This is a genomic window from Aneurinibacillus sp. XH2 (genome assembly GCF_001439585.2).
GTDB classification, from domain to species: domain Bacteria; phylum Bacillota; class Bacilli; order Aneurinibacillales; family Aneurinibacillaceae; genus Aneurinibacillus; species Aneurinibacillus thermoaerophilus.
The window spans coordinates 965,015-978,445 of the sequence record NZ_CP014140.1; the positions used below are offsets into that span (position 1 = coordinate 965,015).

At 39.9% G+C, this 13,431-nt stretch carries 12 protein-coding genes and 1 pseudogene; 12 read left to right on the top strand and 1 reads right to left on the bottom strand.

What is annotated here, in order from left to right:
• Positions 1–6: 6 nt before the first annotated feature.
• Positions 7–1,191 (bottom strand): DUF1343 domain-containing protein, encoded by a 1,185-nt coding sequence (locus ACH33_RS04700; RefSeq protein WP_408863251.1) that lies wholly within the window; start codon positions 1,189–1,191, stop codon positions 7–9.
• Positions 1,192–1,480: 289 nt separating this feature from the next.
• Between ACH33_RS04700 and ACH33_RS04705 the strand changes: the two genes are divergently transcribed.
• The 12 genes and pseudogenes from ACH33_RS04705 (at position 1,481) to ACH33_RS04755 (ending at position 13,111) form a co-directional block, all read left to right on the top strand.
• Positions 1,481–2,632, top strand: coding sequence for a toxic anion resistance protein (locus ACH33_RS04705; protein WP_057897993.1), 1,152 nt, complete (start codon positions 1,481–1,483; stop codon positions 2,630–2,632).
• A gap of 154 nt (positions 2,633–2,786) precedes the next feature.
• On the top strand, positions 2,787–3,584 hold the full coding sequence (locus ACH33_RS04710; protein WP_236781964.1) for a Dam family site-specific DNA-(adenine-N6)-methyltransferase: 798 nt from the start codon (positions 2,787–2,789) through the stop codon (positions 3,582–3,584).
• Between the two features lie 364 nt (positions 3,585–3,948).
• Positions 3,949–5,550, top strand: coding sequence for a malate synthase A (aceB, locus tag ACH33_RS04715; RefSeq protein WP_057897994.1), 1,602 nt, complete (start codon positions 3,949–3,951; stop codon positions 5,548–5,550).
• Positions 5,551–5,573: 23 nt separating this feature from the next.
• A complete protein-coding gene (gene aceA, locus ACH33_RS04720; RefSeq protein WP_057897995.1) occupies positions 5,574–6,854 on the top strand; it encodes an isocitrate lyase in 1,281 nt (426 codons plus the stop codon).
• A gap of 96 nt (positions 6,855–6,950) precedes the next feature.
• Entirely contained in the window at positions 6,951–7,076 is a 126-nt protein-coding gene (gene yhfH / locus ACH33_RS18555) for a protein YhfH (RefSeq protein WP_082705893.1), read from the top strand.
• Positions 7,077–7,302: 226 nt separating this feature from the next.
• Positions 7,303–7,689: a CidA/LrgA family protein gene (locus tag ACH33_RS04725; protein ID WP_139184918.1), complete on the top strand. Its 387-nt coding sequence runs from the start codon at positions 7,303–7,305 to the stop codon at positions 7,687–7,689.
• Positions 7,682–8,371, top strand: a complete 690-nt coding sequence (locus ACH33_RS04730) for an LrgB family protein (protein WP_057897997.1) — start codon at positions 7,682–7,684, stop codon at positions 8,369–8,371. The genes ACH33_RS04725 and ACH33_RS04730 overlap by 8 nt, the downstream gene beginning before the upstream one ends.
• A gap of 115 nt (positions 8,372–8,486) precedes the next feature.
• Positions 8,487–8,855 (top strand): annotated as a pseudogene (locus ACH33_RS04735) (sigma-70 family RNA polymerase sigma factor); the annotation flags it as partial.
• Between the two features lie 344 nt (positions 8,856–9,199).
• A complete protein-coding gene (locus ACH33_RS04740) occupies positions 9,200–10,153 on the top strand; it encodes an ABC transporter permease (protein WP_057900457.1) in 954 nt (317 codons plus the stop codon).
• On the top strand, positions 10,143–11,093 hold the full coding sequence (locus tag ACH33_RS04745; protein WP_057900458.1) for an iron chelate uptake ABC transporter family permease subunit: 951 nt from the start codon (positions 10,143–10,145) through the stop codon (positions 11,091–11,093). Before ACH33_RS04740 ends, ACH33_RS04745 begins: the two co-directional genes overlap by 11 nt.
• Positions 11,087–11,845, top strand: coding sequence for an iron ABC transporter ATP-binding protein (locus ACH33_RS04750; RefSeq protein ID WP_057900459.1), 759 nt, complete (start codon positions 11,087–11,089; stop codon positions 11,843–11,845). The genes ACH33_RS04745 and ACH33_RS04750 overlap by 7 nt, the downstream gene beginning before the upstream one ends.
• Positions 11,846–12,160: 315 nt before the next feature.
• Entirely contained in the window at positions 12,161–13,111 is a 951-nt protein-coding gene (locus ACH33_RS04755) for a siderophore ABC transporter substrate-binding protein (RefSeq protein ID WP_057900460.1), read from the top strand.
• Positions 13,112–13,431 lie beyond the last annotated feature (320 nt).

Genomic DNA, 13,431 nt, shown 5'->3' on the forward strand with positions numbered 1-13,431 from the left:
TGGTTTTTAATTATAAATTAAATATTGTTTGCGTTCTTGTTTGAATTTATTCAATTGCGGTGCATAGTTTGCTTCAATTTGCTGCGGGCTTAATCCTTGAGAAAGATATTTGCCGATCTTATCGGTACCCATGATTTTATCGAACATTACAATCGTTTTTCCGCTTTTCGGTACTTTGAATTTATTGAGCGAGTGGGCATACGCCAGCGCGTAAATTCCTGTTTTGGCCGGATTAAACGCGTGGTAATTGGTAATTTTCAAACGTACTCCGCCCGCGGAGCCGCGTTTCTCTGGAATGAAAGTGACACCAGGCAGGCCGGCTTTGTTTAGCAGAGCGGCATATTTTTTCGAGTCAATTCCTTTGCCGCCAATCCACTTGAACGCATCTGCCTGGAAAATGCCTGTCCCTTCTCCCAATCCGGTAGCTGCGTAACCGAATACAGACTGCAAATCCGGAATCAGCGGAGAGCTTTGTACCCAGCGCAGCCCTGTGTCCTGGAAAATCATATCGCGTGTGTAGCCTTCCATCGGCACTACATGAAGATCGGCGCCGATGTTGCGGTTAAAAAACAGAGCCAACTCTCCGATTGTCATGCCATGGGTCATTGGCAGATTATCAACACCGACGAATGATTTATATTTATCTTCAAGCACCGGGCCTTCCACAATAGTTCCGCCGAGCGGATTGGGTCTGTCCAACACAACTATCGTTTTGTTATTCTGTTTGGCAGCTTTCATACAGTAATTTAAGGTAGATATGTATGTATAGGAGCGCGCACCGATATCTTGTATATCAAAAACAAGCACGTCGATATTTTCCAGCATTTTAGCGGTTGGCATCCTCGTTTTGCCGTAGAGGCTGTAAATCGGGATTTTTAAGGTTGGGTGCATCGACGACTCTACGTAAGCTCCGGCTTTCGCTTTGCCGTCAATACCGTGTTCAGGACCGTAGAGCGCCGTTAATGTAGCATGCGGATATTCAGCTAACACGGAAATCGTGCTTTTTCCTTGGCTGTTGACCCCGGTCTGGTTCGTAACAAGTCCGACCCGCTTTCCATTGATAAGATAAGCATATTTTTCTAGGAATACCTCATTCCCAAGTTTGAAATCGCTCCTTCTCGCTTCACCCGATGGTGCAAACACACCGAAAACGAGAAGAAGTCCTAGCATAAGCGATAATGCTTTTTTCACTTTTTCCTCTCCCTTGTTATCTTGTTTTTTAGTGAAAGTTTTTTTATAATTTTACATCACGACTATAATAGGAAGTGAAGAACATGTTCAATTATATAGACGCACAAGGAAGAAAATAGTTTCTTTGGCAATATGTTTGCCATTGGCATTGAATAAAGGAATCCATGATTTCTATCGTTTTTTTATTGTATGTATACGCTATAATTGAATAGTAAAGGGAACTTTTTTATGGTTGTATCGTTTATAATTACAAATGCCTTTGTGGCTTATATATTGGGAGGTGATAGGGATGGATGACTTATCGAACACAAATGATCGCCAGCATGCGGATTTTTTATCGTTAACAGAAGCTGCTACCTTGGGAAACGGGCAGTTCGACATTGCGTCCTTGTCGGAAGAAGAACGGAAGAAAGTACAGGAACTGGCGAAACAGATTGAAGTAAAAGATAGTATGTCTATATTACAATATGGCGTAGGATTGCAGAGTGAAATTTCCCGTTTTTCCGATACTGTTCTCGATCATGTGCGTGCCAAAGACAGCGGTGAAGTAGGACAAGCGCTAACAGAATTAATGCTAAAGGTTAAAGAGGTAGACACCGATACATTATCCGGCAGAAGAGGAGGATTTCTTTCTAAAATGCCGGTGCTCGGTTCCCTTGTGAATTCCGGGAAAAAGTTAGTGGCTCAGTATGAAAAGCTGGGCAGCCAGATAGAGACGATTACGCGTCAATTGAATAAAGCGAATGCGCAATTGTTGAAAGATATTTCTCTGTTGGACACACTTTACGAAAAAAACAGGGAATTTGTACGTCAGCTGGATTTATATATTGCTGCAGGCCAGTTGAAATTGCAGGAGCTTGAGCGCGAAGTCCTGCCAGAGTTGAAACGGAAGGCTGAAGCGTCCCAGGATCCGGCGGATGTACAGGAATTGAATGATATGGGTCAACTTATCAACCGTTTGGAGAAGAAAATCCATGACCTTATATTGACCCGTATGGTTACCATCCAATCGGCGCCACAAATTCGGCTGGTACAAAACAATAACCAGGTATTGGTGGAAAAGATTCAATCCTCTATTCTCACAACTGTGCCGCTTTGGAAAAACCAGCTGGTTATTGCCATCGGATTGCACAGACAAAAACAGGCGCTCGAGGTGCAAAAACAGGTCGCTGACACCACAAATGAGCTGTTGCTGAAAAATTCGGAACTCCTGAAAATGAACGCTATCGGAATTGCCAAAGAAAATGAACGAGGAATTGTCGATATCAGTACGTTGAAGAAAACGCAGGCGAATCTTTTGGAAACGCTGGAGGAAACGCTGAATATTCAGCGTCAGGGGCGTGAGAAGCGCCGCCAGGCCGAAGCGGAGATCGAAAAGATGCAACAAGAGCTGAAAGACAAGTTGACTATGCTTGCGTTGCAACGCCAGAACCACTACTAGCAAAGAACGGGGCCCCCGTATCATGCAAGAGGGGGCTTTTTTCATGGTAAAGGAAGCGCGGCAATGCTTGCAGGTTTTTCTTACATATTTTCATGATTGCTTATTTTGCATATACAGATTGTTCTCTGATCAGAATGGTAAGGAGGAAACCCCTTTGAAGCCGTTTTTGAAGTGGGCAGGGGGAAAATATAAGCTGGTCCCTCATATTAAAGAATTGCTTCCCAAAACCCGGCGCCTGATTGAGCCGTTTGTTGGCAGCGGCGCAGTTTTTTTAAATATAGAATATGATGAATACCTACTGGGAGATATAAACCGGGACTTAATCAATTTATACAAGACATTGCAGGAAAAAGGGCCGGCATTTATACAGTTCTGCAAGTCGTTTTTTACGCCGGAACATAATTCTGAAGAGATGTATTACATATTACGGGAACGATTTAACAGTGAACAGGATATTACGGTAAAATCAGCTTTATTTGTATATTTGAATCGTCACGGATATAACGGTCTTTGCCGCTATAATACCAGCGGCAAGTTCAATGTTCCGTTCGGACGTTATAAAAAGCCGTATTTTCCGGAAGCGGAAATGCATTATTTTTATGAAAAGGCAAAGAGAGCTACATTTGTTTGCGCCGGTTTTACGGATACAATGTATACCGCCCAAGAAGGCGATGTTATATATTGCGATCCTCCATATGTGCCTTTATCGGAAACAGCGCTATTTACAACTTACAGCGCAGGCGGTTTTGGCAAGGAACAGCAACTCGAACTGGCGCGCATCGCAAGAGAACTGGCAGACCGAAACATTCCAGTCCTTATTTCCAATCATGAGACCGATTTTACTTTGAAGGCCTATGCCTCTGCCCAAATTAGAACCTTAGAAGTTCAGCGCAATATAAGTTGTGATCGGAATAATAGAAACAAAGCCAAAGAAGTGCTTGCACTTTTCTAATGTGTAAATGTATAACAAATAGCTCATCACTGCTTTTGAGAAATGAAGCGGCCATCACGACGCACGAAATAGGTTGTTAATTTTCTGGTGATGCTATGCCATATGCATGAGACATCTAACATTCTTTTCTGTGTAAAAATGGTTGGGAGTACATCTATTTTTACACAGGATGAATGATGATGTCTCTTTTTACTTATTATAGAGATTTTGAACGAATGCGATTTTAATTTTCATTCGATTCTAAAAAAAAATAAAAAATTATTGCCGAAACAAAATCTCTGTAATATAATAAAAACAACAAATCGGAAACTGTTATATAATATAACCTGCAAGTAAAAAGTCATGGATAGGAGGTTTTTGATTTATGGGTACGACAACTTACCCGATAGGCGTTCAGGTTCTTGGAGCGGTACCTGAAGGATATGCCGAGATTCTTACACCCGAAGCGCTGGGGTTTGTAGCTAAATTGCAAAGGGAGTTCAATAAGACACGGATTTCTTTGCTCCGGAAACGTGAAGAAAGACAGAAAGAAATTGATGCAGGGAAAATGCCGGATTTTTTACCGGAGACTAAACATATTCGTGACGGTTCGTGGACCATTGCGCCTCTTCCATGGGATCTGCAAGACAGAAGGGTAGAGATTACCGGACCGGCAGGGGATCGCAAGATGGTAATCAACGCCTTTAATTCGGGTGCGAAGATATTTATGGCAGATTTTGAAGATGCTAATTCTCCAACTTGGAGGAATACGATTGAAGGTCAAATTAACTTGAGGGATGCGATTAGAAGAACGATTGAGTTTGTAAGCCCTGAAGGCAAGCGATATGCATTAAAGGAAAACATTGCAACATTAATCGTTCGTCCGCGTGGATGGCATCTGGAGGAAAAGCACGTACTGGTCGATGGGGAACCTGTTTCCGGCAGTTTGTTCGATTTCGGTCTTTACTTTTATCATAATGTCCACACTCTTTTGAAGAATGGAACAGGGCCATACTTTTATCTTCCGAAGATGGAAAGCCATTTGGAGGCAAGACTTTGGAATGATGTGTTTGTTTTGGCGCAGAAGGAGCTGGGAATTCCGCAGGGAACAATTAAAGCGACCGTTCTTATCGAAACGATTTTAGCAACATTCGAAATGGATGAAATTCTATACGAATTACGTGAACATTCAGCGGGACTAAACTGTGGTCGATGGGACTATATCTTCAGCTACATCAAGAAGTTTCGTAATCAACAACATGTAATCCTGCCCGATCGTGCAACAGTTACCATGACAGTACCGTTTATGAGGGCCTATACGCAATTGACCATTAAAACCTGTCATCGACGGAATGCTCCGGCAATCGGTGGTATGGCAGCCCAAATTCCAATTAAAGGCGACCCGGTAGCGAACCAAGAAGCGTTTAACAAGGTGCGTGCGGATAAGGAAAGAGAAGCCAGAGATGGTCATGATGGAACTTGGGTGGCTCATCCGGGATTGGTTCCGGTCGCAATGGAAGTATTTGATGAATTAATGCCAACACCAAATCAAATTCACAAAAAACGTGAGGATGTACAGGTGACGGCTGCGGATCTTCTTGCTGTACCTGAAGGAGCTATTACAGAGGAAGGATTACGTACCAATATTAGTGTAGGAATTCAATATATTGAAGCTTGGCTTCGTGGTTCTGGCGCTGTTCCAATCTTTAACCTTATGGAAGATGCGGCTACGGCAGAAATTTCTCGGGCGCAGGTATGGCAGTGGATTCGTCATCCAAAAGGAATCCTTGATGACGGACGTAAGGTTACTACTGAGTTATTCAAGCAACTGCTTGCTGAGGAATTAGTAAAAATCGAAAAAACTGTCGGGGAAGATCGTTATTATTCCGGTAAATATCAGCTGGCGAGTGAGTTGTTCTCCAAACTTATCTTGGACGATGAGTTTGAAGACTTCTTAACTCTCCCTGGTTATAAATATATTGATTAATTTTTGAAAGGGTGGAAGAGATTATGTTGAAAGAACATTATGTATCCCAATTAAAGGAAAGCTGGAAAGATGATCGCTGGAAAGGGGTTGAGAGACCATATTCAGCAGAGGACGTAATTCGGCTCCGTGGCTCTATTCAAATCGAATATACACTTGCCCGCATGGGTGCTGAGCGTCTCTGGCATCTCTTAAATACTGAAGACTATATTAATGCGCTTGGCGCTTTAACGGGAAATCAGGCCATTCAACAAGTAAAAGCCGGGTTAAAAGCTATCTACCTGAGCGGCTGGCAGGTTGCTGCTGATGCGAACCTTGCCGGACATATGTACCCTGACCAGAGCTTGTATCCGGCAAACAGTGTACCGCATGTCGTAAAGCGTATTAATCAGGCTCTGCAACGTGCAGATCAAATTCATCATGCGGAAGGAAAAAATGATATCTATTGGTTTGCTCCAATCGTTGCCGATGCTGAGGCAGGATTTGGCGGCCCGTTAAACGTATTCGAAATGATGAAAGCCATGATTGAAGCAGGTGCAGCTGGCGTCCACCTCGAAGACCAATTATCTTCTGAGAAGAAGTGTGGACACCTGGGTGGTAAAGTTCTGCTGCCAACACAAACCGCTGTTCGCAACCTCATTGCCGCACGATTGGCTGCCGATGTAATGGGAGTTCCGACTGTATTAATTGCCAGAACAGATGCAAACGCAGCAAACTTAATTACTAGCGATGCCGATCCGTATGATGCTCCGTTCATTACGGGTGAGCGTACTCCGGAAGGATTTTACCGGACTAAAGCAGGTCTTGATCAGGCGATTGCCAGAGGACTTGCATATGCACCATATGCGGACATGATTTGGTGTGAAACTTCTGAACCTAATCTTGAAGAGGCAAGACGCTTCGCCGAAGCGATTCATGAAAAATTCCCTGGAAAACTGCTTGCCTATAACTGCTCGCCTTCTTTTAACTGGAAGAAGAAGCTGGATGATGAAACCATCGCAAAATTCCAGATTGAACTAGGCAAAATGGGATACAAGTTCCAATTTGTTACCCTCGCCGGCTTCCATGCTCTTAACTATAGTATGTTTGATTTGGCTCGTGGCTATAAAGAGCGCGGTATGGCGGCGTACTCCGAATTGCAACAGGCAGAGTTTGCTGCTGAAGAATACGGCTACACTGCGACAAGGCATCAGCGCGAAGTTGGTACCGGTTATTTTGATGAAGTTTCTCAAGTTATTAGCGGCGGAACCTCTTCCACGATCGCGCTTGCCGGTTCAACAGAAGCCGAACAGTTCACCAAAGCCTAATTCACTTTTTCTACTATCTAGGCTGATGAGTTTTATAGATAATTCTTATTTATTATACAGCACTGGGCAATAAATAGCAAACTGGAGGAATCTAAAATGGAATCGGAATTCCACAAGAATCTTCCGAAAAAAGAATGCATTGAATGCGGCTGTGAAATTAGAGAACAATACGAATCCTATCTACATCTTTGTGAACGGTGCATAAATAATATGGAAGAATAAAAGAACAATTAAAATGAATGTATCCCTGTAGGAATGCCCTTTTTTTGGTGCTTAATGTTAGAATAGAAATCAAATTTTTGCCTGGATATTGGTTTGCTTTCAGGATAGGGTTTGCGCCCTATCCTGAAGTTTTTATATTTAAAGTAAAAATCCAAATGATAAATATTACTTAAATTTATAGATAGGGGTGGGAGATGTGAAGGGGAAGATTCGATTGGCCCTTCGGATGTCCATTCAAATTTTATTTTTGTGCGGGCTTAATGAACTGGGAAATCTCATTGTTGAGGTTTCCTGTCTTCCTTTACCCGGAAATTTGATCGGGATGTTACTTCTTTTTCTTTTATTAATGATGGGAGCTGTACCATTACATTGGGTTAAAGAAGGTTCTTCCATTTTGTTAAAGCATTTATCTCTCTTTTTTATTCCGATTGCGGTGGGATTAATGAATTATGGGCATCTTTTTTTACATCAAGGCTGGATTTTTTTGCTTCTTATTTTGATAAGTTTATGGATCGGAATTTACACAACTGGGGGTATTTCTCAATTTCTCATCCATAAAAAAGAACATAAGCAAGAAGAATATCTACAAAGGGGAGAGCGACGATATGGATAAATTAATCGCGTTATATACTTTTGCAGTAACGGCTGGAGCTTATATGTGGAGTCTGTTCTTAAATAAAAGATATTCTTCCCCTTTTACCAACCCGGTGTTTGTAAGCACTTTACTCATTATTTTTGTTCTTGTATGCAGTAACATTCATTACACGGAATACCAGATCACAAAGGATGTTTTGGCTTTTTTCTTGGGTCCTGCTACAGTGGCACTTGCTATCCCGTTATATCAAAACCGAGAAGTTTTATTTCGAAATATCATTCCTTCATTTGCAGGGTTGTTAGCCGGCTCCCTAGTTAGTATAATGGTGACCGTTTTTCTGTTAAAAAGCCTGCATCTATCGTCTGAAATTATTCGTTCCATGAGTTTAAAAACTATCACGACCCCTATTGCTATCGAGGTGGCTTCAATCATTCACGGAGATGGGATTCTGACCGCTATTTTTGTAATATTAACAGGAATGGTAGGGGCCATGACAGGTCCTTGGATTATGAATAAAATGAAGATTTATCATCCTTTATCTAGAGGGCTTGCCTTTGGCACGCAGGCTCATGGGATCGGAACTGCGCAAGCCGCAGCAGAGGGGGAGCTTCAGGCAGCGATCGCTGGAGTAGCTATGGGGCTCAACGGAATTTTCGTTTCTTTTCTTGCCCCGTTTGTGATTCCGTGGCTTACAAAGTGAAACCACTTGTTTTTTTACGAAAAAATTAAGATTACATCTGAACAACGTACAGGCACGCGATAGGCGTTCGCCTCATAGGCTGAAGATAAGGGCGAATAATCTGGGGGTGAACGCGATGGCAGGGTTACTTACGGTAATCACGATGTTTTTCAGAGACTTGATGCTGTTCGTGTCATACATCAAAAATAATGCGTTTCCGCAACCGTTAAGTGAAGAAGAAGAAAATATGTATCTGGAACGAATGGCAGAAGGAGATAAGCATGCGCGAAACAGGTTGATTGAACACAATCTGCGTTTGGTGGCTCATATCGTCAAGAAATTTGAAAACACAGGGGAAGACAGCGAAGACCTTATCTCCATCGGCACTATCGGTCTCATCAAAGCCATCGAAAGCTACAAGAAAAGCAAAGGAACAAAACTAGCTACATATGCCGCACGGTGCATTGAAAATGAGATTCTAATGTCAATAGCAGTGCATAAAAGAGAGGGGAGTTAACTAGGCCCTTCTTTTCTTTTTTATCTTAACATTCCCCATCGTCATTGTGAATCATCGTGTATGAATGGCCACGATAAAATAAGCGTAAGCAGACATGCAAAACACTAACGAAAAATAAAACTCTGCTTCTGCGCTTTACCGTAACGAGCGTGTGATGCGTGTGCATTTCTTTAGATGTGCTATGTCGAACAGTGTTGATCTATTCCAATGACATGCTATAATATTAATTGCGAACAATAATGATAATGAATATCATTATCTCTAATTTTGCTCTATCATAGCATGAATTCCATACATAAAACTTACCAGTTACCAAAAGAAAAGGGAAAGTCATGAAAAAAAGATATTTATTTATTACACTCATTGTTTTGTCATTCATTTCTATTTTTATTGGTGTAAAAGATATATCACCTTTAGATATTTTTGATTTAACGGACGATAAAGCTCAAATTTTATTGGTAAGCAGGCTTCCTCGTCTTATTAGCATTATTATTGCCGGCGTAAGTATGAGTATATGCGGCTTAATTATGCAACAGCTAAGCAGGAATAAGTTCGTATCTCCGACTACGGCTGGAACGATGGATTCCGCCAGATTAGGAATTTTGGTTTCCTTAATGATATTCACGACGGCGAGTCCTTTGCAAAAGATGCTCGTTGCTTTTATCTTTGCGTTGCTTGGAACGTTTCTGTTTATGAAAATTTTAGAGAAGATAAAATTCAAAGATACTATTTTCATACCGTTGGTAGGATTGATGTTTGGTAATATTATCAGCTCCATATCGACTTTTTTTGCTTACAAGTATGATTTAATTCAGAATATGTCTTCATGGTTACAAGGTGATTTTTCAATGATTATGAAAGGCCGATATGAGCTTTTGTATATTAGTATTCCTTTGCTCATCATCGCCTATGTTTTTGCCAATAAATTTACTGTAGCAGGAATGGGCGAGGATTTTTCAAAAAATTTGGGGCTGAACTATAAGCAAGTGGTAAATATAGGATTGATTATTGTAGCCTTAATGACATCTTCAGTAGTACTGACAGTAGGGATGATTCCTTTTCTAGGCCTTATTATCCCGAACATTGTCACGATATACCGAGGCGATCATTTGAAAAAAAGTCTTTCTCATACAGCTTTATTAGGGGCGGTATTTGTCCTGTTCTGTGACATACTCGGTCGTATCGTTATCTATCCGTACGAGATTTCAATCAGTCTTACAGTTGGAATCATAGGAAGTGGTATTTTTGTTTATCTACTGATGAGGAGAAAGGCATATGGGTTATAAAGCTAAAACAGGTGTCCTTGCTATTATTGCAGCAATACTCATTGTACTTTTTTTATTTATAGATCTTAGTGGAAATTGGGATTATGCCCTTCCGAGAAGAATAAAGAAGGTGCTGGCGATTATGCTAACCGGGGGGGCAATTGCTTTTGCGACAACAGTATTTCAGACCATTACGAATAACAGAATCTTGACCCCGAGTATATTAGGCTTAGATTCGTTATATATGTTAATACAGACTTTTGTTATTTTCATATTTGGATCTGCTACGCTAACAATGATGAACAGTAATGTTAACTTTGTGATTTCTGTAGGCTTAATGATTCTGTTTTCGGGAGTGTTATATAAATTACTCTTTAAGAGAGAACAGCAAAATATTTATTTTCTGTTATTGATAGGTTTAATTTTTGGAACATTATTCCAAAGTTTATCATCTTTTATGCAAGTGCTCATCGATCCTAATGAATTTCAGATCGTACAGGATAAGATGTTTGCCAGTTTTAATCATATTAATACTGATCTTCTCGTAATTGCCAGTATTTCTGTGTTCATCGTTTCCGTTTATTTTTCAAGGCTTACCAAATACTTGGATGTATTGGCACTGGGAAGAGAACAGGCCATAAACTTGGGGGTAGATTATGATTATGTTGTAAGAAGGCTATTAATCGTAGTGGCTATCCTTATTTCAATCTCAACGGCCTTGGTTGGCCCCATCACCTTCTTAGGACTGCTTGTAGTGAATGTCACCTATGAGTTTTTAAAAACGTATCAACATAAATATTTAATTTTAGGTTCAATTTTCATCAGTATCATTGCATTAGTCGGTGGACAATTGATTGTTGAAAGAGTTTTCACCTTCTCCACAACATTAAGCGTAATTATCAACTTCATCGGTGGCGTTTACTTTATATATCTACTATTAAGGGAGAATCGATCATGGTAGATGTAAGAAATGTTTCTAAAAAATACGGCGACAAAAAAGTAGTGGACAATGTATCGGTAAAAATAGCCAAAGGGAAGATTACTTCTTTTATTGGGCCGAACGGAGCTGGTAAAAGTACGCTATTATCTATGATCAGCCGCCTTATACATAAGGATGAAGGAGAAATTTACATAGATAATAGGGAGATTAGTCAGTATAAAAGTAATGATTTGGCAAAGAAAATATCGGTTCTAAAGCAATCCAACCATATTGGTCTTCGATTAACGATTAGAGAATTAGTTTCTTTTGGACGCTTTCCTTATTCTCAAGGAAGACTTTCTAGAGAGGATTGGAAACATGTTGATGAAGCGATTCGATATATGGGGTTGGAGGATATACAAAACAAATATCTTGATCAATTAAGTGGAGGTCAAAGACAAAGAGCATATATTGCTATGGTTATTGCCCAAAATACGGAGTATATTCTCTTGGACGAGCCGCTCAATAATTTGGATATGAAGCACTCTGTTCAAATTATGAAGATATTAAGAAGATTGGTTGATGAATTGGGCAAAACGATCGTTATCGTTATACATGATATTAACTTTGCCTCCTGTTATTCGGATGATATCGTTGCACTCAAAGATGGGAAGATAGTAAGAGAAGGCACTACCGATGAGATTATCGATCATTCCGTATTAAAGGAAATTTATGATATGGATATTGAGATCGAGGACATAAATGACAATAAAATTTGCGTTTACTTTTCTTAAGTAAATCATTGTATTCAGTTTGCTAATTTCGATGATTTCGCAAAAAGTATAAAGGAGTCATACCCTAAAAAACTTTTCCTTTTGAAAAGCTAAACGTATGCAACACTCATACGTATGGAAGGAATTTCGTAATGATTACTATTATCATCGTAACATTACGAGAGATACCCATCTGAATGTACACTGATATTTCGACATATTGGTAGAAAAAGGTATGAGTTTCAGCGATACGAATAAAATGGTTTACGGTATGGCTCATGTATACGAATATGCGACATCATCGATGTTAAATAAAAAATTAGTAGGGGTGAAAAAATGAAGAAAGCATTTATGTTTTTCATCATTGCCGTTTTAGCAACGCTTGTTGTTGCATGCGGTTCAAATCGTTCCAATGAGGTGTCGAAGGGATCAGAACCGACAAAAGAAAGTGAAGAAATTACAATCAAGCATCAATTAGGCGAAACGAAAGTAAAGAAAAATCCTGAGAAAGTTGTTGTTTTTGATTATGGTACATTAGATTCTTTAGATAAGTTAGGAATCGAAGTAGCGGGTTTGCCAAAAAGCCATCTTCCTCCGTATCTTGCAAAATTTAAAGATGATAAGTATGCAAACTTAGGCAGCTTGCTAGAGCCAGACTTTGAAAAAATTAATGCGCTTCACCCGGATTTAATTATTATTTCCGGAAGACAGTCAAAATTATATGATGAATTTAAGAAAATCGCTCCAACGATTTATTTAGGAGTAGATACAAAGAAATATATGAAATCCTTTGAAGAGAATGCTAAAACATTAGGCAAGATTTTTAACAAAGAGTCAGAGGTAGAAAAAGAACTAGCAAAAGTTAAAGAAGATGTTAAAAAATTAAAAGAAAAAGCATCTGCTACAGGCAAAAATGCCCTCATTATATTGGCGAATGACGGCAAAGTTAGCGCTTTTGGACCAAGTTCCCGGTTTGGTATTATTCATGATGAGTTTGGCTTTACTCCGGCCGATAAAAATATTCAAGCATCTACTCATGGCAAGAGCATTTCTTTTGAATATATCGTTGAAAAAAATCCCGACTATCTATTTGTTATCGATAGGGGAGCGGTTGTAGGTGGTCAATCGTCTGCTAAACAAGTTGTAGAAAATGAATTGGTGAAAAACACCAAAGCCTATAAAAATGGTCATGTTGTATATTTAGACCCTAACTACTGGTATCTTTCCGGTGGAGGACTCGTTTCGGTTTCAGAAATGGTGAAAGAGGTAGAAGCGAGTATAAAATAGAACGGTAGTTTGATGGCAAATGATTTGAGATTTCTTCATGTTCATGCCGACAGGACGCTCGTCATTTTAATGGCGTAGAGGAATGTCGGCATTTTTATGCTCCGTCCACTATAGCATTTGTATCCTAACCAGCCGAGAGGTTCCTTTTCCTGTCTCTCTTCTCACTATCCAGATGTCGAAACATCAAAGACATGTATATCGTACATCGCATGATCTGTATTATGTTTCTGAAATTGAATGCAAGTGATTAATTGTAACAATTGACAAAAAATAAAAATACAATATAATTAAATATATGAATAAATGCTCATATATTCAAT

What these genes read in the sequence shown, in the direction of transcription:
- ACH33_RS04740 (WP_057900457.1), top strand. Translation starts at nt 9,200, where the DNA reads ATGAAAAAAAGATATTTATTTATTACACTCATTGTTTTGTCATTCATT.
- aceB (WP_057897994.1), top strand. Translation starts at nt 3,949, where the DNA reads ATGGGTACGACAACTTACCCGATAGGCGTTCAGGTTCTTGGAGCGGTA.
- aceA (WP_057897995.1), top strand. Translation starts at nt 5,574, where the DNA reads ATGTTGAAAGAACATTATGTATCCCAATTAAAGGAAAGCTGGAAAGAT.
- ACH33_RS04750 (WP_057900459.1), top strand. Translation starts at nt 11,087, where the DNA reads ATGGTAGATGTAAGAAATGTTTCTAAAAAATACGGCGACAAAAAAGTA.
- ACH33_RS04730 (WP_057897997.1), top strand. Translation starts at nt 7,682, where the DNA reads ATGGATAAATTAATCGCGTTATATACTTTTGCAGTAACGGCTGGAGCT.
- ACH33_RS04745 (WP_057900458.1), top strand. Translation starts at nt 10,143, where the DNA reads ATGGGTTATAAAGCTAAAACAGGTGTCCTTGCTATTATTGCAGCAATA.
- ACH33_RS04755 (WP_057900460.1), top strand. Translation starts at nt 12,161, where the DNA reads ATGAAGAAAGCATTTATGTTTTTCATCATTGCCGTTTTAGCAACGCTT.
- ACH33_RS04705 (WP_057897993.1), top strand. Translation starts at nt 1,481, where the DNA reads ATGGATGACTTATCGAACACAAATGATCGCCAGCATGCGGATTTTTTA.
- yhfH (WP_082705893.1), top strand. Translation starts at nt 6,951, where the DNA reads ATGGAATCGGAATTCCACAAGAATCTTCCGAAAAAAGAATGCATTGAA.
- ACH33_RS04725 (WP_139184918.1), top strand. Translation starts at nt 7,303, where the DNA reads ATGTCCATTCAAATTTTATTTTTGTGCGGGCTTAATGAACTGGGAAAT.